This is a genomic window from Rhodococcus sp. 14-2470-1b (genome assembly GCF_002259415.1).
Lineage (GTDB): Bacteria > Actinomycetota > Actinomycetes > Mycobacteriales > Mycobacteriaceae > Rhodococcoides.
Genome location: NZ_NPFY01000028.1, coordinates 50,605 through 75,404 on the forward strand (window position 1 = coordinate 50,605; position 24,800 = coordinate 75,404).

At 64.0% G+C, this 24,800-nt stretch carries 25 protein-coding genes and 2 tRNA genes; 17 read left to right on the plus strand and 10 right to left on the minus strand.

Annotated features, from left to right (window positions below):
- Positions 1–20 precede the first annotated feature (20 nt).
- Together CH293_RS20360 and CH293_RS20365 are read left to right on the plus strand one after the other, a co-directional pair.
- Complete coding sequence (locus CH293_RS20360; protein WP_052059270.1) at positions 21–485, plus strand: thioesterase family protein; 465 nt, start codon at positions 21–23, stop codon at positions 483–485.
- Complete coding sequence (locus tag CH293_RS20365) at positions 478–1,164, plus strand: hypothetical protein (RefSeq protein WP_037110214.1); 687 nt, start codon at positions 478–480, stop codon at positions 1,162–1,164. Before CH293_RS20360 ends, CH293_RS20365 begins: the two co-directional genes overlap by 8 nt.
- 7 nt (positions 1,165–1,171) lie before the next feature.
- Here the strand turns inward: CH293_RS20365 and CH293_RS20370 are convergent, their stop codons facing one another.
- Positions 1,172–2,755, minus strand: a complete 1,584-nt coding sequence (locus tag CH293_RS20370) for an alpha-amylase family glycosyl hydrolase (RefSeq protein WP_037110217.1) — start codon at positions 2,753–2,755, stop codon at positions 1,172–1,174.
- Between the two features lie 264 nt (positions 2,756–3,019).
- Here CH293_RS20370 and CH293_RS20375 point away from each other — a divergent pair, with 264 nt between their 5' ends.
- Positions 3,020–3,511: a cupin domain-containing protein gene (locus tag CH293_RS20375; protein WP_037110220.1), complete on the plus strand. Its 492-nt coding sequence runs from the start codon at positions 3,020–3,022 to the stop codon at positions 3,509–3,511.
- A gap of 10 nt (positions 3,512–3,521) precedes the next feature.
- Here the strand turns inward: CH293_RS20375 and CH293_RS20380 are convergent, their stop codons facing one another.
- Entirely contained in the window at positions 3,522–3,917 is a 396-nt protein-coding gene (locus CH293_RS20380) for a globin (RefSeq protein WP_094721337.1), read from the minus strand.
- Between the two features lie 49 nt (positions 3,918–3,966).
- A complete protein-coding gene (locus CH293_RS20385; protein WP_037110225.1) occupies positions 3,967–4,941 on the minus strand; it encodes a mechanosensitive ion channel family protein in 975 nt (324 codons plus the stop codon).
- A 331-nt stretch (positions 4,942–5,272) separates the two neighbouring features.
- On the opposite strand from CH293_RS20385, the gene CH293_RS20390 reads away from it, so the two are divergent.
- From CH293_RS20390 to CH293_RS20400, 3 genes are all read left to right on the plus strand, one after another.
- The gene (locus CH293_RS20390; protein ID WP_020111685.1) at positions 5,273–5,800 is read left to right on the plus strand and encodes an HNH endonuclease; all 528 of its coding nucleotides are present in this window, start codon (positions 5,273–5,275) and stop codon (positions 5,798–5,800) included.
- A 72-nt stretch (positions 5,801–5,872) separates the two neighbouring features.
- A complete protein-coding gene (locus CH293_RS20395) occupies positions 5,873–6,127 on the plus strand; it encodes a hypothetical protein (protein ID WP_019664760.1) in 255 nt (84 codons plus the stop codon).
- Positions 6,114–6,590, plus strand: coding sequence for a DUF5130 family protein (locus CH293_RS20400; protein ID WP_037110227.1), 477 nt, complete (start codon positions 6,114–6,116; stop codon positions 6,588–6,590). Before CH293_RS20395 ends, CH293_RS20400 begins: the two co-directional genes overlap by 14 nt.
- 73 nt (positions 6,591–6,663) lie before the next feature.
- Here the strand turns inward: CH293_RS20400 and pepN are convergent, their stop codons facing one another.
- Positions 6,664–9,249 (minus strand): aminopeptidase N, encoded by a 2,586-nt coding sequence (pepN, locus tag CH293_RS20405; protein ID WP_094721414.1) that lies wholly within the window; start codon positions 9,247–9,249, stop codon positions 6,664–6,666.
- A 162-nt stretch (positions 9,250–9,411) separates the two neighbouring features.
- Here pepN and CH293_RS20410 point away from each other — a divergent pair, with 162 nt between their 5' ends.
- The gene (locus CH293_RS20410) at positions 9,412–10,029 is read left to right on the plus strand and encodes a DsbA family protein (RefSeq protein ID WP_037110344.1); all 618 of its coding nucleotides are present in this window, start codon (positions 9,412–9,414) and stop codon (positions 10,027–10,029) included.
- Between the two features lie 52 nt (positions 10,030–10,081).
- On the opposite strand, the gene CH293_RS20415 is transcribed toward CH293_RS20410, so the two are convergent.
- A complete protein-coding gene (locus CH293_RS20415; RefSeq protein WP_094721338.1) occupies positions 10,082–10,759 on the minus strand; it encodes a DUF429 domain-containing protein in 678 nt (225 codons plus the stop codon).
- A 16-nt stretch (positions 10,760–10,775) separates the two neighbouring features.
- Between CH293_RS20415 and CH293_RS20420 the strand changes: the two genes are divergently transcribed.
- Complete coding sequence (locus tag CH293_RS20420) at positions 10,776–11,267, plus strand: ribose-5-phosphate isomerase (RefSeq protein WP_037110235.1); 492 nt, start codon at positions 10,776–10,778, stop codon at positions 11,265–11,267.
- Positions 11,268–11,270: 3 nt separating this feature from the next.
- The gene (locus CH293_RS20425; RefSeq protein WP_094721339.1) at positions 11,271–12,068 is read left to right on the plus strand and encodes an Fpg/Nei family DNA glycosylase; all 798 of its coding nucleotides are present in this window, start codon (positions 11,271–11,273) and stop codon (positions 12,066–12,068) included.
- Positions 12,069–12,093: 25 nt separating this feature from the next.
- Here the strand turns inward: CH293_RS20425 and CH293_RS20430 are convergent, their stop codons facing one another.
- Positions 12,094–12,888, minus strand: coding sequence for a hypothetical protein (locus tag CH293_RS20430; protein WP_094721340.1), 795 nt, complete (start codon positions 12,886–12,888; stop codon positions 12,094–12,096).
- A 128-nt stretch (positions 12,889–13,016) separates the two neighbouring features.
- Here CH293_RS20430 and CH293_RS20435 point away from each other — a divergent pair, with 128 nt between their 5' ends.
- On the plus strand, positions 13,017–13,769 hold the full coding sequence (locus CH293_RS20435) for a maleylpyruvate isomerase family mycothiol-dependent enzyme (RefSeq protein WP_094721415.1): 753 nt from the start codon (positions 13,017–13,019) through the stop codon (positions 13,767–13,769).
- A 97-nt stretch (positions 13,770–13,866) separates the two neighbouring features.
- Here CH293_RS20435 and CH293_RS20440 read toward each other — a convergent pair.
- Positions 13,867–13,940, minus strand: a tRNA-Gly gene (locus CH293_RS20440).
- 201 nt (positions 13,941–14,141) lie between these two features.
- On the opposite strand from CH293_RS20440, the gene CH293_RS20445 reads away from it, so the two are divergent.
- The 5 genes from CH293_RS20445 (at position 14,142) to clpX (ending at position 18,737) form a co-directional block, all read left to right on the plus strand.
- A tRNA-Pro gene (locus CH293_RS20445) sits at positions 14,142–14,215 on the plus strand.
- Between the two features lie 150 nt (positions 14,216–14,365).
- Positions 14,366–15,742, plus strand: coding sequence for a trigger factor (gene tig, locus CH293_RS20450; protein ID WP_037110244.1), 1,377 nt, complete (start codon positions 14,366–14,368; stop codon positions 15,740–15,742).
- Between the two features lie 82 nt (positions 15,743–15,824).
- Positions 15,825–16,475 (plus strand): ATP-dependent Clp protease proteolytic subunit, encoded by a 651-nt coding sequence (locus tag CH293_RS20455; protein WP_019664750.1) that lies wholly within the window; start codon positions 15,825–15,827, stop codon positions 16,473–16,475.
- 48 nt (positions 16,476–16,523) lie between these two features.
- Positions 16,524–17,165: an ATP-dependent Clp protease proteolytic subunit gene (locus CH293_RS20460; protein WP_037110245.1), complete on the plus strand. Its 642-nt coding sequence runs from the start codon at positions 16,524–16,526 to the stop codon at positions 17,163–17,165.
- 291 nt (positions 17,166–17,456) lie between these two features.
- Complete coding sequence (gene clpX, locus CH293_RS20465) at positions 17,457–18,737, plus strand: ATP-dependent Clp protease ATP-binding subunit ClpX (protein WP_094721416.1); 1,281 nt, start codon at positions 17,457–17,459, stop codon at positions 18,735–18,737.
- Between the two features lie 69 nt (positions 18,738–18,806).
- Here clpX and CH293_RS20470 read toward each other — a convergent pair whose 3' ends face one another.
- From CH293_RS20470 to CH293_RS20480, 3 genes are all read right to left on the minus strand, one after another.
- Positions 18,807–19,640, minus strand: coding sequence for an N-acyl homoserine lactonase family protein (locus tag CH293_RS20470; protein WP_094721341.1), 834 nt, complete (start codon positions 19,638–19,640; stop codon positions 18,807–18,809).
- Positions 19,641–19,646: 6 nt separating this feature from the next.
- Entirely contained in the window at positions 19,647–21,005 is a 1,359-nt protein-coding gene (locus CH293_RS20475) for an MFS transporter (RefSeq protein ID WP_094721342.1), read from the minus strand.
- 193 nt (positions 21,006–21,198) lie between these two features.
- The gene (locus tag CH293_RS20480; protein WP_037110253.1) at positions 21,199–21,885 is read right to left on the minus strand and encodes a TetR/AcrR family transcriptional regulator; all 687 of its coding nucleotides are present in this window, start codon (positions 21,883–21,885) and stop codon (positions 21,199–21,201) included.
- Positions 21,886–22,012: 127 nt separating this feature from the next.
- Here CH293_RS20480 and CH293_RS20485 point away from each other — a divergent pair, with 127 nt between their 5' ends.
- Positions 22,013–22,903, plus strand: coding sequence for a shikimate dehydrogenase (locus CH293_RS20485; RefSeq protein WP_094721343.1), 891 nt, complete (start codon positions 22,013–22,015; stop codon positions 22,901–22,903).
- Complete coding sequence (locus tag CH293_RS20490) at positions 22,900–24,789, plus strand: sugar phosphate isomerase/epimerase and 4-hydroxyphenylpyruvate domain-containing protein (RefSeq protein WP_094721344.1); 1,890 nt, start codon at positions 22,900–22,902, stop codon at positions 24,787–24,789. Before CH293_RS20485 ends, CH293_RS20490 begins: the two co-directional genes overlap by 4 nt.
- Positions 24,790–24,800 lie beyond the last annotated feature (11 nt).

The window sequence follows — 24,800 nt, forward strand, 5'->3', positions numbered from 1 at the left end:
ACGAAAGAAGGACGACTGCTGTGAGTGTGCCCGCCGACCATCTGTCCGACCATCGAGAGCCGCAGGAACGCATCGGTTTTCACACCAGCGTGGATGTTCGCTGGTCGGACATGGACGTGTACCAGCACATCAACCATGCCCGCATGGTGACGTTGCTGGAGGAGGCGCGGATCCCGTGGCTTCTCGTCGACGGACGACCGACGGCGAACCTGCGACACGGCGCGGTCATCGCGGATCTGCACGTGAAGTACCGCGGTCAGCTTCGACACGAGGACGGCCCACTGGACGTCTTCATGTGGATCGACAAGGTGCGGGCCGTGGATTTCGTGGCCGGTTACGAGGTGCGTGCCAACGGTGCGTCCTTGGACACTCCGGCGGCGATCATCGCGTCGACTCAGATCGCAGCGTTCGACATCGACACTCAGAAGCTGCGGCGTCTCACCGCTGAAGAGCGCGAGTACCTCGAGAGCTGGCAGCGTGTTTGAGCGTGTACTCACCATCCCGGACCCGGTCGAACGGGAGAATCTGACCGCGTTCCTCGGCAAGGCGCTGCGCCTCGACGAAGCTGCGGTGGTGCGCTTGAGGACGCGTACCGACGGGCGGCTGTCGGCGTGGGCATCGACGGGTTTCGACGCGCTCGCCGTGCGGGTCGTCGCCGGATCGATCGTTCCGGACGACACCTCGGCGGCAGCCGATCAGCTGCTCGTGGCGCTCGGGTCGGCCGTCGACGGCAGGGTCGACCCAGGCTTCTCGATGGATTCGGCGTGGAAGGGCGCGTTGCCTCCCGACCAGGGATTCGAGCATGTCGACGACGTACCTGCTCGGGTCTTGATCGACCTCGCTCAGCGCGGTGCAGCGCTGGCGAAGGAGCACGGGAGCAGCCACGGTCCGCCGGTGTCGCTGCTCGATCAGCAGGTCCTGCACGTCGACGGTGCCACGGGCGGAGTGTCGGTCACGATGAGAACGGTATTCGCCCTCACGGCAATGGGTTTCGTGCCGCACACGGGGGAGGACCCGCTCAAGGCCGACGTCGACCTCGCGCGCATCGACTCGAACGAGATCGTGCGCGTTCGCGCCACCAAGGTGTGGTTACGACTCGACGCGCGCTACGGCTCGGTCTTCTGCCGCCGAGAGAACTCGCTCTCCCTCACCGTGGAGCGCTGACACGGCCCTAGACCAACCACGCTGCGGCGTCGGCGGGAAGTTGCCCGTCGACGAGAGGCGCGCTGGACATCAGGACCTCGCCCGGCGGGAGGGGGATCGGAACGTCGGTCGCGTTGAGTGCGCAGATCAGCCCCCCTGGTCGTCGGAACGCAAGACATCCGGGTGGACTGCCGTACCAATCCACTCCGGGTCCGGCGAATTCCGGCCGTAGCGCGCGGAGTTCGAAGGCGGACCGGTACAGGCTCAGCATCGAATCGACGTCTTCGAGCTGTTCTTCCACCGTGAGCGACGCCCATTCCGCGGGCATCGGCAGCCAGGTAGCCGGGGACGAACTGAACGCGAACGGCGGTTCGGTTCCTTCCCACGGGAGGGGCACACGGCATCCGTCTCGGCCGCGCTCGGTGTGGCCGGAGCGTTCCCACACCGGGTCCTGCAGGGACTCGTCGGGTAAATCGACATTGGGAAGGCCCAGCTCGGCGCCGTTGTAGACGAACACCGTTCCAGGCAGCGCCAATTCGAGCAGGATCATTGCCCTGGCGCGGGCTGTGCCGCGAGTGCCTCCGCCGTAACGAGTGACTTCGCGGACGACGTCGTGGTTGGACAGCGTCCACGTCGGGGTGCCGTCGACGAGGGCCACCGCGTCCAAGGAGTTCGACACTGCGCTTCGGATGGCTGCTGCATCGAACTCGGCTTCGGCCAGGCGGAAGTTGAAGCCGAGATGCAGCTCGTCGGGGCGGATGTACTCGGAGAACCTGACGTTGTCCTGCACCCAGATTTCACCGACCGTCGTCGTGCCCTGGTATTCGTCCATGATCTTTCGGATACCACGGTGTATTTCGTGTACGGCCGGATTGTTGAACCGTGGATCGGAGTCGTCGTTCTTCATGAGCTCGTTCGTTTCCAGGCTCATGTCCGGAAGGCCTTCGGGCTTGGCCATGCCGTGTGCGACGTCGATCCGGAAGCCGTCGACTCCCCGGTCCAACCAGAAACGCAGCGTCGTGGCCAAGTCCTCGAAGACCTCGGGGTTGGTCCAGTCGAGATCGGGTTGTTCGGCCGCGAAGATGTGGAGGTACCACTGTCCCGGCGTTCCGTCGGCTTCGCGGATACGGGTCCATGCGGGACCGCCGAAGATGCTCGGCCAGTTGTTCGGCGGTTCGGAGCCGTCCGGTCCCTTGCCGTCACGGAAGATGTAGCGGGCACGTTCCGGGCTTCCGGGAGCCGAGTCGAGCGCTGCGACGAACCACGGATGTCGGTCGCTCGTGTGGTTGGGCACCAGGTCCATGGTGACCTTGATGTCGCGCGCGTGTGCCTCTTCGATCAGCGAGTCCATCACCGCGAGGTCACCGAACAGGGGGTCGATCGCTCTCGGATCGGATACGTCGTACCCGTGATCCGCCATCGGCGACTCCATGATCGGGCTCAGCCAGATCGCGTCGATTCCGAGTAGTTCGAGGTAACCCAGCTTGTCCCGAACGCCGCCGAGATCACCGACGCCGTCGCCGTTGGAATCGGCGAACGAACGCGGGTAGATCTGATAGAAGATCGCGTCCTTCCACCACGGTTCGGGCTGAGGTTCGAGTCGATCGGTCACAACGGTCAAGTCTGCCAAACGCGGGGGCTCGACCTCGATCAGGGACCGGGTTGATCTTCGTCACCTCGCAACGATGGGAGCCCACGACCGGCAAAAATGCGGGCTCACGCCCGGCAAAAATGCGGGCTCACGCCCGGGCGAAAATGCGAGCGACGCGCACGAAGGCATACCGTTTCCCCGGTTTACCTCCCGAAAACAGCCGCTTTGTCCGAATGATGAGGTACCGTACCCGTCGAACCGGAACGAGGAGCACGAGGAAATCACATGGCCGAGCAGTCGATCGAAGCAGTCCGTTTGAGTGAAGTGCTTCTGCAGGACAGTCCGATCGATCCGGACTGGATCATCGAGGGTGAGCCCCACGCCCGCGTGGCCGAATGGTCACGCAGCATCGACGGGACGACCACCACCAACGTGTGGGACTGCACGGCCGGTCGCTTCCGCTGGTACTTCCCGGTCGACGAGATCGTCCACATCATGGACGGCTCGGTGACGGTCTCGTCCGACGACCATCCTGAACGCACGCTGGTGGCGGGCGATGCGGCACTGTTCCGTGCAGGCACCTGGTCCGAGTGGCACGTCGAGGACTACGTCCGCAAGCACGCAATTCTTCGCCAGCATCTTTCCGGCTCGCTCCTGCTCGCCTTGAAGTTCGCCGGCAACGTTCGTGGTGCACTCCGACGAGCAAAGGGACTAGGACGCAGCGGCGCCGCCCAGCCGACGGCAGCCCAGCGCGAAGGATCCGCGCCTCGTCTGTGAAGGTCGGTTCCTAGAATGGAGAGTTGACCATGGAGTTGGCCGCCATCTCCATGTAGTCGACCAACTGCGCCCGATGCGGGGCGTCGAGGACCGAATCGTCTATCGACGCGATCGCACTGTGCATGCACCGCAACCATGCGTCCCGTTCGATCGGACCGATGTGGAACGGTGAGTGCCGCATGCGGAGGCGAGGGTGCCCACGTTCGTCCGAGTAGGTGCGTGGTCCTCCCCAGTACTGTTCGAGAAACATTCGCATGCGGCGCTCCGCAGGCCCCAGGTCTTCCTCGGGGTACAGCGGTCGCACGACGTCGTCCTTCGCCACTTCCTCGTAGAACCTGGCCGTCAGCTTGTAGAACGTGTCCGCACCGCCGACCGCGTCGTAGAAGGTCTGTTGCGGTTCGGTCATCGGTGCTTCTCTCCAGTCGTTCGAGGTCGGGGGTGCGGCCAGGTGGTGCCTACTTTGCCAGGTCGACGATCGCGCCGGCCGGTCGGCCTTGGGGGTACGGGGCCTGAATTCCGGCGTCGTCGAAGGCCTGCAGAATTTCGCGGTGAAGCCGTCGCTGCACCGCCCACTGCATCCCGGGCCTGGTCTTGACGGTGATACGGATGGTGACCGTGTCGGCACTGACGGCGTTGACGCCGAGCATCTCGGGATCCCCGAGTAGGTCCTCGGCGAACGCGCCCGATTCGACGACGTCGAGCGTCGCCTTCTCGGCCACCTCGCAGGCCTCGTCGAGATTGGCAGTGTGCGCGACGGGGAGGTCGAGGACTGCTACCGCAAAACCTTGACTCATGTTGCCGACGCGAAGGACCTCGCCGTTGCGGCAGTACCAGACGGTGCCGTTGACGTCGCGGATCGTGGTCACGCGCAGTCCGACGCTTTCCACTGTGCCCACTGCTTCACCGAGATCGACGACATCGCCGACGCCGTATTGATCCTCGAGCAGCATGAAGATGCCGGACAGGAAGTCGCGGACCAGATTCTGGGCACCGAAACCGAGCGCAACTCCGACGATGCCCGCGGAGGCGATGAACGGGGTGACGTTCACTCCGACCACGTCGAGTACGGACAGTACGAACCACGTCAGGATGACCACGGACACGCCGGACTTGAGGACCGAGCCGATGGTCTTGGCGCGTTGGCGACGGCGTTCGGAGAGGATCGAGCTCTGCAGCGTCGACGGCGCACGCTCGCGCAGTGGCCGAAGAAGTGCAGGTGCCTTGTCCGACGACGATCCGCTGCGACTGGTGAAACGGTCGATCAGCTTGTGCAGTACGAGTCGGAGGACAACCGCGAGCGCAAGGTAGCCGAGAACTTGTAAAGGTCTGTCCACCAGCCAGTCTCGACCGGTTTCGGTCAGTTCGAAGGCACGTGTGTCGAGAGACGAGCCCGTCAGGTAGGTCGATGAGTTCGATTCGAATACAGACACTTGCAGAGTCTACGGAAGGCGCGGATTCTCGCCACCGTGCTGGTAGCGGACCTGCTCGTTGGTTGTGCGTTCACCGATCGGTCATCACCACGATCCGGAAAAGGGGTGTGCAGACCCAGCGTTTTCGTGTTCCACTGTGACACGTGTTCCGCGCAAGCCATGCGCGGACGCCGACGCTTTTGGGAGAACCGAAGTGAAGAACAAGCAACACCGACACCGACAACTCCCGCCCATCGATGTCCATGACACCGCAGACCAGCGGCAACGGATATCGGGGGCGTCTCCGCTACATGTCGTTTCTCCTGGCGAGACAGTGTCGCCCAGCGACAACATGGTTCCTGCCTGGGTCAAGCGCCGAGTGCTGCTTCTGAACGCCACTTTCGAGCCCTTGACCGCGCTGCCGATGCGTCGCGCAGTGGTATTGCTGGTGTGCAACAAGGCCGATGTCGTCCACGACGATCCTTCCGGTCCCTACATTCGATCTGCTGACTTCTCCGTCCAAGTGCCCTCGGTGATCCGTCTGAGGACGTTCGTTCGAGTGCCGTACCGAGCTCGCGTGCCGATGACGAGGGCCGCGCTGATGCACAGAGATCGCTTCCGGTGCGCGTACTGCGGTGCCAAGGCGGAAACCGTGGACCACGTCATCCCGCGGAGTCGTGGGGGAGAGCACTCGTGGGAGAACTGCGTTGCGTGCTGCGCGTCGTGCAACCATCGCAAAGCAGACAAAATGCTCAGTGAGCTGGGCTGGACTCTGCGAGCGCAACTCGTTCCACCGAAGGGGCCTCACTGGCGTTTGCTCGCCAGCAACAAGGAACTCGATCCGTCCTGGTTGGCGTACCTGGGTGAGGGTGCGGCGTAGCGGTCGGTCTCGAATCGATCCGGACGGCCCCGCTGTCGCTTCGGGGTGAAAAGTCGACTAATCTCACACCCTGTGAGCATTCTCGAGACGATCCTGATCTTCGGGGTGATTCCGGCTGCGATCATCGGAATCATCGGCGCGTTGTCCTACGTGGGGGAAAGGCAGCCGGGTCTGGACATCACTCCGTACCGGTTGACCGACGAATGGACACGTGAACCAATTCTGTGGAGCGCGACCGACGAGGTGACACCGCACGGTGGCGGCCACGGCGATTCGCATGCATCCGCTGCAGATTCGATCGGAGGGTCGGCAAGTGGCAAGTGGTGAACTGGTCAAGAGTGACATCGACGCGGAGGACTTGCCCTACGGCTCGGCTCTGACGTCCAGCGGACGTGTGTCGGCTGCTCACGAGTTCGGGACGGCCAGCCCGGCGCACCTTCCGTTCGCCACGCAGGACCTCGTGTCCCTCGACGTCGCACTCACCGAGGCAACGCGGGCCACGCAGATTCGCTTCAACGTCTACCTCGGAGACCTGGGTGAGGATGTCGCCGCAGGTGCAGACGCCGTCTTCCCCGGAACACCGGACGCAATTCGTTCCGTGCTGATCGCAGTGGACCCGAACCACAAGGGCATCGAGATCCGCACCGGACGCCGTGTGTCGGACCGCGCGACCGACCGTGTGGCGCAGCTCGGCATCACCGCCGCAACGGGGCCGTTCCGCGACGGCAACCTCATCGACGGACTGGTCAGCGCGGTTCGCGTCATGGCCGCCGCCATCGTGAGCCCGTAGCGCCGCCGTATAGACACGAAGAAGGCGCCGCCCGAAACCCGGGCGGCGCCTTCTTGTCGTTTCAGCGCGGTGCTTACGCCGCGTCGAACTCGCGGGCCGCGAGCGAGCGCACGATTCCCGCGCGTCCCTCGATCACCAGACGCCGCAGTGCGGGCGGCAGATCCTTCTCCAGGAAAGCATCCGCAGCCGCGACCGAGTCCGCACTGATCGACCAGGACGGGTACAGCCCGACCACGACGGTCTGCGCGACCTCACTGGACCGTCTCGACCACACGCCCTCGATCGACTCGAAGTACCGCGACACGTACGGCTCGAGAAGCTCGCCCTGTCCCGGGCCGGCGAACCCGCCGATGATCGATCGCGCGGTGATGTTGGGGACGGAATCGTCGTCGACTACCGTCGTCCATGCGCGCTCCTTGACCTCGCTGCTCGGCCGAACGGCACGGGCAGCGGCTGCCGAACGAGCGCCGGCCGCAGTGTTGTCGCGGGAGGCCTCGGCGTCGATCTCGGGTGAATCGATGCTGTCGCTGTCGATCGCACCTGCTGCAGCGAGCGCCGACACCACACGCCAGCGCAAGTCGGTATCCACCTCGAGGCCGCCGAGTCCCTGACCGTCGACGTCGCCGTCCAGGAGGCCGCGCAACACAGCGACATGCCTGTCGGACAAGGCCGAACCGGTCAGCGAGTTGACGAATGCCAGCTGGTGGTCCGAGCCTGCGTCGGCGGCACGCGCGAGCTCGAGAAGCGTGTCCGCGAACTCGGGCTGACCGTGCTCCTGCGCCCACTGCGGCTCGGCGTAACTGGTGATGGCCGTCTGCGCTTGGAGGAGCAGACGCTGCACGACGCCGACCTCCGTCTCCGCACCGATGCCGCGCTGGACGAGCGCGACGAAATCGCGAGCACGCATCTCGGCCTGGCGCGTCATTTCCCACGCGGCGGACCACGCCAGGGTGCGGGGGAGCGACTCCGCGATGTCGCCGATGCGGGCGAGCAGAACGTCGAGAGACTCCGGATCGAGACGCACGGCGCAGTAGGTGAGGTCGTCGTCGTTGACAAGGATCAGCTTGCCCCGCGACACACCCACCAGTGACGGAACGTCGGTGCTGTCCGACGCCTCCAGGTCGATCTCGACGCGCTCGGTACGCACCAGCTTGCCATCGACTCCGCCGTCCGCGTCGTCGTAGATGCCGACTGCGATGCGATGCACTCGATGCTCGCCTGCGCCGGGCGCCGCGCCGCTCTGCTTCACCGCGAATCGGGTGAACTTGCCGTCCGCGTCGACGTCGAAATCAGGGCTCAGGGTGTTGAGTCCCGTCGTGCGGAGCCACTGGCTGCCCCAATCCGACAGGTCCCGACCGGACGAACGCTCCAGTGCGGTGAGCAGGTCGCTGAACGTGGCGTTGCCGAACGCATGGTCCATGAAGTACGCACGCAAGCCGGCGAGGAAATCCTCCTTGCCGACGTAGGCGACGAGTTGCTTCAGAACACTCGCGCCCTTGGCGTACGTGATGCCGTCGAAGTTGACCTCGACCGCGGCCAGATCGGGAATGTCGGCTGCGATGGGGTGCGTCGACGGCAGCTGGTCCTGCCGGTAGGCCCACGACTTCTCGACGTTGGCGAACGTGGTCCATGCGTTGGTGTACTCGGTGGCCTCGGACTGGCACAGGACCGATGCGAACGTCGCGAACGACTCGTTGAGCCACAGGTCGTCCCACCATGTCATGGTCACGAGATCGCCGAACCACATGTGCGCCATCTCGTGCAGAACCGTTTCGGCGCGGCGTTCGTAGGAGTAGCGGGTGACCTTGGACCGAAAGACGTAGTCCTCCAGGAAGGTGACCGCGCCGGCGTTCTCCATCGCGCCCGCGTTGAATTCGGGCACGAACAACTGGTCGTACTTGCCGAACGCGTAGGGGGTGCCGAAGTTGGCGTGGTAGAAACCGAATCCCTGCTTGGTCTCGGTGAACAACCGTTCGTGGTCCATGTGCTCGGCAAGCGATGCGCGGCAGTAGATCCCGAGCGGAATGGTGCCGTGCTCGTCGGTGTAGGAATCCGTCCACTCCGCGTACGGGCCGGCGATCAGCGCCACCAGATACGTGCTCATCAGCGGGGTGGTGTCGAAAACATGCTCTCCCGCAGCGGGTTCCGCGGCATGCGCAGCGTTGGAGATGACCTTCCAGCTGTCCGGAGCGGTGACCTTCAGATCGAACGTCGCCTTCAGATCCGGCTGATCGAAGCAGGCGAACATCCGCTTGGCATCCGCCGTCTCGAACTGAGAATAGAGATACACCGAGCCGTCGGACGGGTCGACGAACCGGTGCAGACCCTCACCGGTGTGGGAATAGACACAGTCTGCGACGACGACGAGTTCGTTGTCCTCGGCGAGGTCGTCGAGCGCTATCCCCGTCTCCTCGTCGTAGCCCGAAACGTCGATGTCCACCCCGTTCAGGGTGGCGGACCTGATGCTGTCGGCGACGATGTCGACGAAAGTCGATGCGCCCGCCTGTGCCGCGAACGCAATGGTCGTCGTCGACAGGAACGTCTTCTCGCTGGGATTGCCGGACCCGTCGGTGAGGTCCAGGACGATCGAATAGGTGGAATTGCCGAGCACGGTCGACCGTGCAGCAGCTTGATCGCGTGTCAGGTTGGGAGCAACCACGTCAGTCATGCACCTTCTCGAGTAGGGATCGTGTGATGACACCATCCCATCACGGCGCGGGTCGGGCATGCTTGTGTAGGGACGCGGCGCGGAATTGTTCTGCCGCATCCTTGGTTGTTCTCGGGCGACACCCACTCGTATCTCGACACGAAGGAGCTTCACGTGAGCGGCAGCGGACAGAAAGACACCGCCGATTTCTGGTTCGACCCCCTGTGCCCATGGTGTTGGATCACGTCGCGATGGATTCTGGAAGTCCAGAAGGTGCGCGATATCGACGTGAACTTCCACGTGATGTCGCTCGCAGTCCTCAACGAGGGCCGCGACCTCCCCGAGCAGTACGCCGAGATGATGAAAACGGCATGGGGACCCGTGCGAGTCGCCATCGCCGCCGCCCAGGAGAAGGGCGACGAAATCCTGTCGCCGCTCTACACCGCACTCGGTACCCGTATCCACAACGGAGGCAACAAGAACTTGCCCGAGGTGATCGAGCAGTCCCTCGCGGAACTCGGTCTGCCTGCGGAGTTGGCGAAGGCAGCCGACAGCACGGAGCACGACGAAGCGCTGCGCACCAGCCACCACGCGGGCATGGACAAGGTCGGTCCCGACGTCGGAACACCGACGATTCACGTCAACGGTGTCGCGTTCTTCGGGCCCGTCCTCTCCCGCATCCCGCGCGGCGAGGAAGCCGGAAAGCTGTGGGACGCCTCGGTGATCTTCGCGTCGTACCCGCACTTCTTCGAGCTCAAGCGCACCCGTCACGAAGACCCCGAGTTCGACTGACCCCAGGTGAGCGGAAATATAGGTCAGGACCTGTATTTCCGCTCACAGCGGGTCAGGCGACGATGCGATCGACGCCGTCGGACGTACCGAAGTATCGGTGCTTCCCACGGCCGAAACGCCACGCGGACCATGCAGCCGCGACGGCGTCGAGCGCGTCGTCGGCTGCGGGCTCGACCGGCAGTGATGCCATGGCGTCGTGTACGGACACCGGATCGAGCCACGTGGACAGTGCGCTCAGACGCTGGCCGATGCCACGCGCGGACTTCTTCGACACGAACGACGTATCCGGTGCCATGTGCCTGAACGAGCATTCCGGGTGCACTTCCACCACCCGTTCGGGGGCGAAGGACACGTCCTGCCACTGCCGGATCGAGGACATCAGATACCAGGTCTGCTTGCTGATCGCCTTGCCGGTGATTCGCCTGGACACCGCGCACGCATCCTCGTAGGTCTGCGTGTCGAGAACAGCGCGTACCGGCGTGTGAAAAATCGACGATCGAGCCGGCCCGAGGAAACTCTTCGCTTCGAGCTCACTGACCCGGTACCCGCTCTCGGGCAACGACAACGGCATGTCGACCCCGACGACGTCGCACCAACGTGTCGCGGCCAGCACTGCCTGCACGTCGGGTTCGACGGACATCCGCAAATCCTGGCCGTCGAACAGCGCCACAACCCACTTGCCTTTGGCGCCGTCGACTCCGGCGACCGTTTTTCGTCCCTGAAATCCCACCTGTCAGACTCTATGCATGCGCGTATACCTGGGTGCGGACCATGCCGGCCTCGAATTCAAGAACCAGATAATCGAACACCTCACCGCGACCGGGCACGAGCCCGTCGACTGCGGCGCTTTCGAATACGACGCCGTCGACGACTACCCGGCCTTCTGCATCGACGCGGCACGACGGGTCGTCGCCGATCCAGGCAGCCGCGGCCTCGTCCTCGGAGGCTCCGGCAACGGCGAGCAGATCGCGGCAAACAAGGTCCCCGGTGCCCGGTGCGCCCTCGCGTGGAGCGTCGAGACCGCGAAGCTCGCGCGCGAGCACAACGACGCTCAGCTGATCGGTATCGGCGGACGCATGCACACCCTTCCGGAGGCTCTTGCGATCGTCGACGCCTTCCTCGGTACCCCGTTCTCCGGCGAGGAGCGGCACCAGCGTCGTATCGACATTCTGTCGGAGTACGAGCGAAGTGGCGACGCACCCGACGTCCCGGGCGGACAGAAGTTCGACGGCGCCTGATCGATGCCCGAAGGGCATACGCTGCACCGCCTCGCGCGGCTGCACCAGCGGAAATTCGCCGGCGCGCCCGTCGAGGTGAGCAGCCCGCAAGGGCGGTTCGCCTCGGGGGCCGCGCTGGTCGACGGCGTGGTGTTGGAGAAGGCCGAGGCCTGGGGCAAGCACCTGCTTCACCGCTACGAGTCGGATCTGATCGTGCACATCCACCTCGGTCTGTACGGAAAGTTCACCGACCAGACGCCGCCGATGAGCGAACCGGTCGGTGCTGTCCGACTGAGGATGGTGGGCGAGAACTTCGGTACCGACTTGCGCGGACCTACGGCCTGCGAAATCTACACGGAGCAGCAGGTCGACGCTCTGCTGAGTCGACTCGGGCCTGATCCGATCCGGAAGGACGCCGATCCCGATCGAGCGTGGGACCGCATCTCGAGGTCGAAAACGCCGATCGGCACTCTTCTGATGGATCAGAAGGTCCTCGCCGGAGTCGGCAACGTCTACCGAGCGGAGATCCTGTACCGGCACGAGATCAACCCGATGCGTCCGGGCAAGGACATGGATCGAAGTGAATGGGACGCGATTTGGTTCGATCTGGTCGAACTGATGAAGATCGGTGTTCGACGCGGCAGGATCATCACGATCAGACCAGAGGACGACCACGGAGATTCCGGCTACGCCCCGAAACGGCCCCGCACCTACGTGTATCGCAGGGCGGGGCGTCCGTGTCGAATCTGTGGCGCGGAGATTCTGCATTCGGTGATGCAGGCGCGAAACCTGTTCTGGTGCCCTGTCTGCCAGGCGACCTAGCAGGTCAGGCGAGCGAGCCCGGACGTCAGAGGTCGAACCCGCCGTCGAACATTCCGCCGCCGTCCCCACCGAACGAGTCGCTGCCGCCGTCTATGGCGCCGTACTCCTCGCCACCACCGGCGTCACCCGAGTCGCCGAACTCGCCGTTGTCGGCGCTGCCGCCTTCGGAACCGTCACCGGCTCCGCTCGCGAACTCCTGTTCGCCGTAGCCGACTCCTGCCATTCCCGAGAACATCGCCGAGAACAGGAACATCGATCCGACGCCCCAGGCGCCCGCGACGAGGGCGGGGCGCCACCACGGCTCGGAGTACCAGCCGGCCGGAACGGGACGGCCTGCGACCTTGCCGCCTGGGTAGTAGTTGGGCGTGCGGTCCGACGGATTGGGCGAGGCCTCGACGTTGCGGCCTTCGAACTCGACCTTGCGGTCCTCGGTGACCTGACCCGCGGACTTCTGGCCGTCGATGCCCTGAATTTCTGGACCGGGGTCCATGCCCATCGCGATCCGCGCCGCGCGGATGTAGTAGAGACCTTCCAACGCAGTCTGCTTGGCCAGCCGTGCCTGCTCGACCGTCTTGGCCTGGTCGATCTGCGATCCGGCGGCGATGTTGCGCTCGGAGGCGTCGGCGAGTGCCTGCTTGGAAGCAGTGTCGCTGCCGATCAGGTTGTAGACCTGCCCGCCGAGCCGTTCGATGGACTGGCGAGCATCTGCCTTGGCGTCCTCCAGTGTGCTGGCCGACTTCGCCGCCGCGTTCTTCTGACTGCGGACGACCAGGAACACGACTGCTGCGACGATGACGACGACGAGTAAGAGAGCTTCCACTGTTACCGCTTCCTTGTGGGAATTTTTCAGGCACGTGCCCGATCGCCTCAGGACAAATCGGACACTTGTCACGATACGCGTGCCGATCGGTGCGCGAACGTACCGTCCGACGTGCTTCGATCGAGACTATGACCCCCGAACGTCAGTTGGAAGTGCTGGAACTCGAATGCTCGAGGATGGGGGCGGTGTCGCTGGACGACGTCAGCGCCGACGTCCCGACCATGCCGGACTGGACCGTCGAAAAACTGATTCGACACGTCACGTTCGTCCATCGAATGGCGAGGTCCGCGTTGGCGGCGCCGGCCGACGGCGGAATGGCGAATGTGCTTGCCGCGGTGGAGAAGCCCGAACGCGGACCTCGGGTGGTGGACGACTACCGCGAGTCCGCCGCCCTCGCGCTCGACGCCTACCGCCTCGCCCCACTCGATCGCGCCGTCCCGACGTGGGCGGGCCCGGGTACCGCCGACTATTGGGTTCGGCGCCAGTTGCACGAAATCGCCGTGCACCGCTTCGATGCGCAGAACGGAATTCACATCCGTGGGGGAGCGGAGCCCGATCCACTAGACCCCGAGGGTGCGGCCGACGGAGTAGTCGAATGGGCCGAGGACTTCCTGACAAGGGTTCCGCTGGAACAACTTCCACAACTCGCGGGCCGCACCGTCCATGTGCACACCGTCGACGACACTGCGATGGAACTGTTCCTCGACTTCGGCGGTGGCCGGGTGACGGTCACGCACGAGCACCGCAAGGGCGACGTTGCTCTGCGCGGTTCGGCCGAGGATCTGATGCTCGCAGTGTGGCGCAGGCGCCCGCTCGATGTGCTCGACGTCGTCGGCGACAGGTCGGTGGCAGAGGCGCTGTACGACGGTGTCCGGCTGTAGAGCTGTCGGTCCTGGCTCGCCCGTCGGTGACGTTCCGGCGAAGGGGAGCGAGACACGAAAAAGCCCGCCGATCGCAGTGCGATCGGCGGGCTGTTCCTGGAGCCGATGACGAGAATCGAACTCGCGTAGCCTGTTTGGAAGACAGGGGCTCTACCATTGAGCTACATCGGCGTGCATGCGACGTTGATGGGATCGCCATCGGCGCCGCTTGCGATTCGAAACTCTACATAACCTCGGATCGAGAATACAAATTGCCTGCATGTAGAGTCTGTCGAGACGGATGCGGTGGCCCGCCCACGGGTACCGCTGGTGTCTGCTGTTCAATGGAGCCTGTAAGTTGATCGACGGGCGGCTTGAACAGCGTCGGTAAGACGGGGTGTGGCGCAGCTTGGTAGCGCATCCGCTTTGGGAGCGGAGGGTCGCAGGTTCAATTCCTGTCACCCCGACAAAGATGAGACCGGGTCCTCGAAGGGGCCCGGTTTCGCCGAGTGGTTCACTTCGCCGCTGGTTCACCGTCGCACGTGGTCGCGGTATGTCAGCGAGTGACGGTGAATCGGACCGACAGCACAGCACGACCACCAGAAGGAGCATGTCCCGTGAAGAGCACCGTCGAGCAGCTCAGCCCGACGCGAGTCCGTATCAACGTTGAGGTGCCCTTCGAGGAGCTCAAGCCTGATTTCGACCGCGCCTACAAGGCACTTGCCCAGCAGATCCGCCTCCCCGGATTCCGTCCGGGCAAGGCTCCGGCCAAGCTTCTCGAAGCACGGGTCGGTCGCGGCGCAGTGCTCGAGCAGGTCGTCAACGACGCTCTCCCCGCCCGGTACTCCGAGGCCGTCAGCGCCGAGCAGATCAAGGTCATCGGCCAGCCGGACATCGAGATCACCAAGATCGAAGACGGTGACGAGCTGACGTTCACCGCCGAGGTCGACATCCGTCCGGAGATCACGCTGCCCGATTACTCGACCATTTCGGTCGAGGTCGATCCGCTCGAGATCACCGACGAGGCAGTCGACGAGCAGCTCCAGTCCCTGCGTCAGCGCTTCGGCACCCTCACCGGTGTCGATCGCCCGGTCCAGTCCGGTGACTTCGTGTCCATCGATCTGTCCGCGACCGTCGACGGCGAGACCGTGGAAGAGGCGTCGGCCAACGGCTTGTCGCACGAGGTCGGTTCCGGTCAGCTCATCGAGGGTCTCGACGACGCCATCGTCGGCGTGTCGGTCGACGAGTCAAAGGACTTCACCTCCACCCTCGTCGCCGGTGACTACGCGGGCAAGGAAGCAGTCGTCACCGTCAAGGTTGTCTCCGTCAAGGAACGCGAGCTCCCCGAGGCCGACGACGAGTTCGCGCAGTTGGCCAGCGAATTCGACACCCTCGACGAGCTGCTCGCGGACCTGAAGACGCGTGTCGAGCGGGTCAAGAAGGTCGAGCAGGCCGGTCAGATCCGCGACAAGGTCCTGGAGACGTTGCTCGAGACCGTGGAGATCCCGGCTCCCGAGGCTGTCGTCAAGGCCGAGGTCGACAACCAGGTGCACGAGGCCATCCATGGCCTCGACCACGACGAGGCCAAGCTCGCCGAGCTGCTGGAGTCGCAGGGCTCCAGTCGCGAGGAGTTCGACAAGGACGTCAAGGAAGCGGCCGAGAAGTCGGTTCGCACGCAGCTGCTGCTCGACGCCATTGCCGAGGCCGAGGGCACGCAGGTCGGTCAGGACGAGCTCACCGAGCGGATCATCTTCCAGGCTCAGCGCTACGGCATCTCGCCGGAGGAGTTCATTCAGCAGGTCCAGCAGGCCAACCAGCTCGGTGCAGTGTTCGCCGACGTGCGACGCGGCAAGGCTCTCGCCTCGGTCGTCGACCGCGTGAACGTCACCGACACCTCCGGTGCTTCGGTCGACACGACCGAGCTTTTCGGTAGCCCCGCAGACGCAGAAGAGCCTGCAGCAGGCGATTCTGCCGAGGGTGAACAAGAGAAGTAACGCTGACAGCGAACGACGGCGGTTCCGGGACTCCGGGGCCGCCGTCTTTCGTTAGTGTCTGTATCAGGAACCAACGATCAGTATGGAAAAGGCAGGTACCGTGACTGTTCAGAATCCGGCGGCTTCGCACCAGCAGAGTCCCGTCATGACTTCGGCCGCTTCCGGCCTGAATCTCAGCGACTCGGTGTACGAGCGTCTGCTTCAGAATCGCATCATCTTCCTCGGTACTCAGGTCGACGATGACATTGCGAACAAGCTCTGCGCACAGATCCTTCTGCTGTCGGCAGAGGATCCCACGCGCGACATCTCGCTCTACATCAACTCGCCCGGTGGTTCGGTGACCGCAGGTATGGCGATCTTCGACACGATGGAATTCGCCGAGTGCGACGTAGCCACCTACGGAATGGGACTGGCCGCATCGATGGGTCAATTCCTCTTGTCGGCAGGCGCCAAGGGCAAGCGATACGCCCTCCCGCACGCGCGCATCATGATGCACCAGCCGTCAGCCGGTATCGGCGGTAGCGCCAGCGACATCGCGATCATGGCCGAGCAGTTCGCCCACACCAAGCGCGAAATGGCCGAGCTCATCGCGCTGCACACCGGACAGACCGTCGAGCAGATCACCGAGGACTCCGATCGTGACCGGTGGTTCACGGCCGCAGCAGCGAAGGAATACGGCTTCGTGGACCACGTCGTCTCGCGCGCACGGCAGGCAGGCGGAGTCGGCGAGTAGATCGCCCTTCGAACTCCGTCCCTCGAAACCTCACTTCTTGGAGAAACGATGACCAACTTGTTCGATCCCAATCAAATGCCGTCCTCGCGGTACATCCTGCCGTCCTTCGTCGAGCACTCCAGCTACGGCGTGAAGGAGTCCAACCCGTACAACAAGCTGTTCGAGGAGCGCATCATCTTCCTCGGCGTCCAGGTCGACGACGCGTCCGCGAACGACATCATGGCGCAGCTGCTCGTGCTCGAGGGCCTGGACCCCGATCGTGACATCACGATGTACATCAACTCTCCCGGTGGATCGTTCACTTCGTTGATGGCGATCTACGACACGATGCAGTACGTGCGTGCCGACGTCGCGACAGTGTGCCTCGGTCAGGCTGCCTCCGCAGCCGCCGTGCTCCTCGCAGCGGGAACACCGGGCAAGCGTGCAGCACTTCCGAACGCTCGCGTCCTGATCCACCAGCCCGCCAGCGGCGGAATCCAGGGCCAGGTGTCGGACCTCGAGATCCAGGCGGCCGAGATCGAGCGCATGCGTCGCTTGATGGAGACCACCCTCGGGCGCCACACGGGCAAGGATCCCGATGTCATTCGCAAGGACACCGACCGCGACAAGATTCTGACCGCCGAGCAGGCGAAGGAATACGGAATCATCGACACGGTGTTCGAGTACCGCAAGTTGTCTGCACAGAAGTAGCGATAGCGGGTATCTTCGCAGGACCGTGGCACGGAGGCCGGAAGTCGAGCGAACCTCGGCTTCCGGCGCCCGGCATGCGGGGGCCGGTAGCGCTGGGGTGAGGGTCGGTTCCCGAGTTCCGAGAGAATTCGAACGACGAATCACCGGAAACAACTCGCCCTGATCTTCGGATCACGGGTACGGTCGCATCAGGGCTCAGGCGCTGTCGATCGAGAAGTTGCTCACGGTCGGGTCGGCATCCATTGGGTGTCGAATCGGCCAGACGCGGACAAGGAAGTAGGAACCTCGAACATGGCACGCATCGGTGACGGTGGCGATCTGCTGAAATGCTCGTTCTGCGGAAAGAGCCAAAAGCAGGTCAAGAAGCTCATCGCAGGTCCAGGGGTGTACATCTGCGACGAGTGCATCGACCTGTGCAACGAGATCATCGAGGAGGAGCTCGCCGAGTCGAGCGAGGTCAAACTCGACGACCTGCCCAAGCCCTCCGAGATCCGTGACTTCCTCGAGAATTACGTGATCGGGCAGGACACGGCCAAGCGCACGCTGGCTGTGGCCGTCTACAACCACTACAAGCGCATCCAGGCCGGAGACAAGGCTCGTGACGGTCGCGGCGAGAGCGTCGAACTGGCGAAGTCGAACATCCTGATGCTCGGACCTACCGGGTGTGGCAAGACCTACCTGGCTCAGACGCTCGCGAAGATGCTCAACGTCCCGTTCGCGATCGCTGACGCCACCGCATTGACGGAGGCCGGGTACGTCGGTGAGGACGTCGAGAACATTCTGCTGAAGCTCATCCAGGCGGCCGACTACGACGTCAAGCGCGCCGAGACGGGCATCATCTACATCGACGAGGTCGACAAGATCGCGCGCAAGAGCGAGAACCCGTCGATCACCCGCGACGTGTCCGGTGAAGGTGTTCAGCAGGCGCTATTGAAGATTCTCGAGGGTACGCAGGCAAGTGTGCCGCCTCAGGGTGGCCGCAAGCACCCCCATCAGGAATTCATTCAGATCGACACCACCAACGTGCTCTTCATCGTGGCCGGCGCGTTCGCTGGGCTGGAGAAGATCGTGTCCGATCGTGTCGGCAAGCGTGGACTCGGCTTCGGTGCGGAGGTCCGCTCGAAGGCCGAGATCGACACGCAGGATCACTTCGCAGAGGTGATGCCGGAGGATCTGATCAAGTTCGGGTTGATCCCGGAATTCATCGGACGCCTCCCCGTCGTCGCGTCGGTGACCAACCTGGACAAGGAATCGCTGGTCACTATCCTGTCCGAGCCGAAGAACGCGCTGGTCAAGCAGTACAGCCGCTTGTTCGACATGGACAACGTCGAGCTGGAGTTCACCAAGGACGCGCTGGAAGCTATCGCGGACCAGGCGATCCTGCGCGGCACCGGTGCTCGCGGCCTGCGCGCCATCCTCGAGGAGGTGCTCAACCCCGTGATGTTCGACATCCCGAGCCGCGACGATGTGGCGAAGGTCGTTGTCACGTCCGAGACGGTCAACGACAACGTGCTCCCGACGATCGTCCCGCGCAAGCCGGAGCGTCCCGAGCGCCGCGACAAGTCCGCGTAGCGCGGAACAAGCGACAGACGAAAAAGGCCCGGTCGAATCAGACCGGGCCTTTCTCGTGAATTCTGCGGCTCAGCCGATCACGAACGCGTGCGCGTCGGGATAGGCGTCGAGCAGGGCGTGGCGCTCGGCCACCTCGGGATCGTGTCCGGGAACCACCAGGCTCGGAGAATCCGCGAGTTCGTTGATGCGGTCGAACGCGTAGTACATGCCCGGTACGTCGTGAAGGATCGCGAACGGTGAATCGTTCTCGATGTTCTCGTAGAAGTGACTCGCGTCCGAGGCGACGACTGCGTATCCGTCGGCTGTCTTGACGCGCACCACCTGCATTCCGGCCGTGTGACCACCGACGCGGTGTACGGATATGCCCGGTAGGAGCTCGGCGTCACCGTCGACGAGTTGCAGCCGGTCGCCGACCGAACGCAGATGTGCGACATCCTTTTCCGAGTTGAGCCACTGTTCGCGAACGATCCGACGTGCCCACGGGCCGGTCCAGTACTCTAGCTCGTCGGCCTGCAGGACGTAACGAGCCTCGGGGAGGTCCGCGACGATTCCGGTGTGATCGTAGTGCAAGTGCGTGAGGATCGACAGGTCGATCCGATCGGCGGCAATGCCCAGCGCTGCAACGAGTTCCAGTGGCGAACCGTGGTAATTCAGGCCGTCCATTCCTGCGGCGGTCTCGGGCGAGATTCCGGCATCGACGAGGATCGTGTGCGATGCGGAGACAGCCAGCCACACGTAGTACGCCGTCGGGTGTGGTTCCTGTCCTCGCCCGTCGCAGTAGTGGAAATGTTGCTCGCGTGTACCGGTTCGCGATGCGTACTGCACCGCGTAGAGACGGAAGTACTCGTCCGACGACGGCCGGATCGCGGACGCCGTCGGGGAGGTGTGGTGGAAGCTCGTCATAAGAGGTCACACCGTCGTCGGGACGGCCGCTGCCTCTCTCTTGGTGAGTCCGAGCTTCTCGGTGGGGACTCGGAACGTTTCGCGGGAGGTTGCGACGATGGTGATGTTGATGGCACAGAACACTGCCGTCACCACAGCCACCGGGAACCACGCTCCGATTCCGTCACCGGCGATCGCACTGGCGATGGTGGGTGCGAAACCTGCGATGGCGAAACCTATCTGGGTGCCGATCGCTGTTCCGGACAGTCGGACCTTGGCAGGGAACATCTCGCCGTAGAACGCGGGCCAGACGCCGCCGGTGGCACTGTGGACGATGCCGAACATCACGATGCCGAACGCGAAGATCAGTAGGTAGTTTCCGGTCGAGATGGACCAGAGGTACCCGAACATCAGAACCGCGCAGCCGGTGGAGCCGAAGATGAAGACGGGCTTGCGTCCGATGCGGTCGGAGAGTGCACCGAAGAACGGGAGGGCGAACAGCGCCGCGACGTTGGCGAGCACTCCGACCCAGAGCATCGGTGTGCGCTCCAGCCCTACCGTGTTGACGGCGTAGGACAGCGCGTAGACGCTGAAAATCGTACTGACAGAGGCGATCACGGCAGCGGACACGACGCGCAGTACTGCACGCCAGTGATCGGTGAGCAGAACCGAGAGCGGCATCTTCGGCTGTTCGCCAGTGGCGACCTCCTCTTCGAACACCGGGGTCTCGTCGAGCGAGCGGCGGATGAGGAATGCGGCGAGAACGACGAATGCACTGAGAAAGAACGGGATTCGCCAGCCCCAGGACAGGAGTTGCTCCTCGGGAAGCATGGCGACGGGGAGGAAGACGGCCGTTGCGAGGATCTGTCCACCCTGGGTGCCGCTGAGGGTGAAGCTGGTGAAGAACGCGCGTCGGTTGTCCGGGCTGTGTTCGAGCGTCATGGAGTTCGCGCCCGCTTGCTCACCGCCGGCCGAGAAGCCCTGGCACAGACGGAGAACGACGAGGATGATCGGAGCCGCGATGCCGATTGTCTCGTAGGAGGGAAGCAGGCCGACGCCGAGGGTGGCGACGCCCATCAGCAGGACGGTGGCGACGAGCACTCGTTTTCGGCCGTACTGATCACCGATGTGCCCGAGGACCAGTGCGCCGAGTGGGCGGGCCAGGTAGCCGACGCCGAATGTCGCCAGGGCGAGCAGCGTGCCGGTGGCAGCACTCGAGCTCGGAAAGAACACTCGACCGAACACCAGGGCGGCTGCGGTGCCGTAGATGAAGAAGTCGTAGTACTCGAGTGCACTGCCTACCCACGCTGCGGTGGCCGCGCGCTTCGGGTTGGCAGTGGCCCGCCCACCGACGGGGTCGGGATGGTGCGTCACGGGATCGCTCATCTTCGGTCTCTCTTCGCGTGAAGGGGGAGTACACAAGGTCGACGGATCCGGGTTCATCCCGATCGGACCGTAATGTACTAAACGGTTAAAACTGGGCGTCGCTAAATAGTGAACGTGACCCGTGCCACGTGTCAAGCCCTGATGCGGTATGGCCTACATGTTCGTGATACGAACACACGCTGGTGGCCCGAAACTAGACCTCTGTCGAGGTCAGGAAAGCAATGATCATGTCGCCCAACATTCTCCGAAGATGCTCACGGTGGGATGGGTCGGTGAGGTCGCGCCCGAACAGAGCCTCGAAGGTGTACCGGTTGGACAGTCTGAACACGCAGAAACTGCTGATGGCCATGTGAATGTCGAGTGCGTCGACGTCGGTTCGAAAAAAACCGTCGGCCTGGCCTCGCGTCAGGATGCTCTCGAGCAGCTCGGCGGCGGGGTTGCCCAGGTTGCTCAGCGCTTCGGATTTGCGGATGTGCTCGCCGCGAAGGATGTTCTCGGTGGACACCAGTCGGATGAAATCCGGATTGTGTTCGTGATGGTCGAACGTCAACGACGCGATTGCGCGAATGGCGTCGGTGGGCGAGAGTCCTTCGGTGTCGAGTTCGCGTTCACGCGCGCGGATCGCGCTGTAGGACCGCTCGAGTACTGCCTGGTAGAGGCGCTCTTTGTCGGTGAAGTAGTAGTAGATCATGCGCTTGGTCGTGTGGGTTCGCTCGGCGATCTCGTCGACGCGCGCACCTGCGTAGCCCTTGTCTGCGAATTCACTGGTTGCGACGTCGAGGATATTGCTTCGCGTGAGGTCGCTGTTTCGCCTGCGCTTGGGGCCGTCCGCACCCGTCTTTGCTGGAGCGGGGTCGCTTCCCGGGCGCGTGGACGTCATGATCGGAAACTCTATCCCTGCAAAAAATCCCTCTCGAAGTGTGGGGTAGCGGACATTTTCGTAGTACGCTCGAATAACTCACTAGTTCGTACATTACGAACACGCGCACAATCGAGGGAGTCCGGGAGTGGACGATTCACTGATCTGCGGTCTGATCGGCACGGGCATCGGCAGGTCGCTGACACCGGCGATGCACGAACGAGAGGGTGCCGCGCACGGCCTGCGCTACGTCTATCGCATTGTCGACCTGGACGCCGTGGCCGCGACGGTGAACGATCTCGCACGTCTGGTCGACACTGCTGCCGACCTCGGTTTCCGTGGCCTCAACATCACCCATCCGTGCAAGCAGATCGTCATCGAACACCTCGATGAGCTGTCCGACGACGCAGCCAGTCTCGGCGCCGTCAACACGATCCTGTTCGACGGTGGAAGAAAGATCGGTCACAACACCGATTGGTCGGGCTTCGGCCGCAGCTTCCAGCTCGGGCTGGCCGGGGTGTCGATCGATCACGCAGTCCTGCTCGGTGCAGGCGGTGCGGGAGCGGCGGTGGCCTACGCGCTGGCGAAAGCAGGCGCCGGTCAGGTCACCGTGGTCGACGCCGACGAGGTGCGGGCGCGGTCGCTGCTGTCGTCGATGCAGTCGGTGTTCGTCGGGACGACGTTCGTGTCCGCTGTGCCGTCCGACCTTCCGCGTGTGCTGTCCGACGCAGACGGCATCGTGCACGCGACGCCGGTCGGTATGGCCGCCCATCCCGGCATTGCATTCGATCCAGCACTGTTGCGAGCGGACCACTGGGTGGCCGAGGTCGTCTACCGTCCCGCGGAGACCGAGCTGCTCGTCGCCGCTGCGGCACGTGGATGCCGAACGCTGGCCGGCACGGGTATGGCAGTACACCAAGCGGCCGACGCGTTCCAGATCTTCACCGGACGACCCGCCGACGCAGATCGCATGTCGGCGCACATGCGTGAGCTGATCTCGCTGGAGGAAGCGTCGGCACTGGCAGGGGTGTCGTCGTGACCGCCCCGCGCACCTCCGTGGCGACGGTATCTCTCAGCGGGTCGTTGCGAGAGAAGATGACGGCGATCGCCGACGCGGGATTCGACGGCTTCGAGGTCTTCGAGGCCGACTTGATCTCGTCGCCGTTCTCGCCGTCCGACATCGCGAAGCAGGCAGCCGATCTCGGGCTGAGCGTCGATCTGTACCAACCGTTCCGCGACCTGGACAGTGCCGACGACCATCGTTATCGGCGCAATCTGGTTCGGCTGCAGCGCAAGTTCGACGTGATGGAGCAACTCGGGTGCGATCTGCTTCTGGTGTGCTCGTCGCCGCTGCCCGGCGCGGTGACCGAGGACGAGCGTCTCGTCGAACAACTGCTCGGGGCCGCGGACATCGCCCAGGAACGCGGAATGCGGCTGGCGTACGAGGCATTGGCATGGGGAATGCACGTCAACACCTACCGCCATGCCTGGGACGTCGTGCGGCGCGCCGATCACGACGCATTCGGCACATGCCTGGACAGCTTCCACATCCTGTCCCGCGGTGACGACCCGGCCGGCATCTCCGACATTCCGGGGGAGAAGATCTTCTTCCTGCAACTGGCCGACGCGCCGCGGTTGAAGATGGATGTGCTGCAGTGGTCGAGGCATCACCGGTGCTTCCCCGGGCAGGGAAACTTCGACCTTCCCGAATTCGGCTCCCGAGTGGTCGATTCCGGGTACGCCGGCCCGTGGTCCTTGGAGATCTTCAACGACGTGTTCCGGGAATCCGCCACCGGCCGCACTGCCGCCGACGCTCACCGATCGTTGCTGTACCTGCAGGAGAAAGTAGCCGAGCGCCGTGCGCCGACCTCGTCGGCACTGTTCGAGGCTCCGCAAGCAGGGCCGATCGAGAACATCGTGTCCTTGCGCGTCGCCGCAGGTCCCATCGAAGCGGGTGAACTCGGCCGGACCCTGCGTCACCTCGGATTCGACATGACCGCTGCGCACAGTCGCCACGGCCTGCAGTTGTTCACGCAGGGGCCGCTTGCCGTCGCCGTGGACACCACCGTCGACAGCCTCTGGACGTCGCCCGGTGTGCCCGCCCACCTGCCTGCCGTGGCCCAGATCGGGGTGCGCAGCGACGATCCGGCCCAATGGCAGACTCGGGCCCGAGCATTCGGTGTCTCCGCCGATTCGGTCTCGATGCCCGGCGTCGCCGGCACCGATCACGACGTCGTCAGAATGAGCGTCACCGACGCGGCATCACTCGATCTTCGCAGTCGCGCGAGCGCGGGGGCGTGGCAGTCCGCGTTCGATCTCGTACCACGACAGCCGGATTCTCCCGCCGCGCCCATCGTCGGGTCCGTCGACCACATCGCTCTCGCCGTACCGGCCGACAGTTGGGACGGCATCATGCTGTTGCTGCGATCGGTGTTCGGGATGACTCCGCACGAGGGTCAGGACGTGGTCGATGCCGTCGGCACCGTCCGTAGCCAAGCTCTGACGCTACCGACCCAGAACGGCACGATTCGGCTCTCGCTGAACATGGTCCCCGGCCGGTCGTCGTCCACCGACACGCTCCCGGCGGCACGGCGAGGTGGCGTGAGCCATGTGGGATTCGCGTGCGCCGATGTGCTGACCGCAGCCGAGCAGATGACGGCCCGCGGGTTCGGGTCGTTGCGAATATCGCCGAACTACTACCTCGATCTCGCTGCCCGGTTCGATCTGGACCAGGACCTACTGACTCAGTTGGAGAAGCACGGAATCCTTTACGACGCCGACGGTTCCGGTGGCGAGTTCTTCCACTTCTTCACCCCTGTGGTGGGGGAGGACCTGTTTTTCGAGGTGTGCGAACGCCGAGGTGGGTACGACGGTTACGGCGAGGTCAACTCGGCAGTGCGGCTCGCGGCCCAGCTGCAGAGGTGAGGTCTCGGACG

What these genes read in the sequence shown, in the direction of transcription:
- CH293_RS20375 (WP_037110220.1), top strand. Translation starts at nt 3,020, where the DNA reads ATGGCCGAGCAGTCGATCGAAGCAGTCCGTTTGAGTGAAGTGCTTCTG.
- CH293_RS20380 (WP_094721337.1), bottom strand. Translation starts at nt 3,917, where the DNA reads ATGACCGAACCGCAACAGACCTTCTACGACGCGGTCGGCGGTGCGGAC.
- CH293_RS20390 (WP_020111685.1), top strand. Translation starts at nt 5,273, where the DNA reads ATGGTTCCTGCCTGGGTCAAGCGCCGAGTGCTGCTTCTGAACGCCACT.
- CH293_RS20420 (WP_037110235.1), top strand. Translation starts at nt 10,776, where the DNA reads ATGCGCGTATACCTGGGTGCGGACCATGCCGGCCTCGAATTCAAGAAC.
- CH293_RS20425 (WP_094721339.1), top strand. Translation starts at nt 11,271, where the DNA reads ATGCCCGAAGGGCATACGCTGCACCGCCTCGCGCGGCTGCACCAGCGG.
- CH293_RS20435 (WP_094721415.1), top strand. Translation starts at nt 13,017, where the DNA reads ATGACCCCCGAACGTCAGTTGGAAGTGCTGGAACTCGAATGCTCGAGG.
- CH293_RS20455 (WP_019664750.1), top strand. Translation starts at nt 15,825, where the DNA reads ATGGAAAAGGCAGGTACCGTGACTGTTCAGAATCCGGCGGCTTCGCAC.
- CH293_RS20460 (WP_037110245.1), top strand. Translation starts at nt 16,524, where the DNA reads ATGACCAACTTGTTCGATCCCAATCAAATGCCGTCCTCGCGGTACATC.
- clpX (WP_094721416.1), top strand. Translation starts at nt 17,457, where the DNA reads ATGGCACGCATCGGTGACGGTGGCGATCTGCTGAAATGCTCGTTCTGC.
- CH293_RS20470 (WP_094721341.1), bottom strand. Translation starts at nt 19,640, where the DNA reads ATGACGAGCTTCCACCACACCTCCCCGACGGCGTCCGCGATCCGGCCG.
- CH293_RS20475 (WP_094721342.1), bottom strand. Translation starts at nt 21,005, where the DNA reads ATGAGCGATCCCGTGACGCACCATCCCGACCCCGTCGGTGGGCGGGCC.
- CH293_RS20480 (WP_037110253.1), bottom strand. Translation starts at nt 21,885, where the DNA reads ATGACGTCCACGCGCCCGGGAAGCGACCCCGCTCCAGCAAAGACGGGT.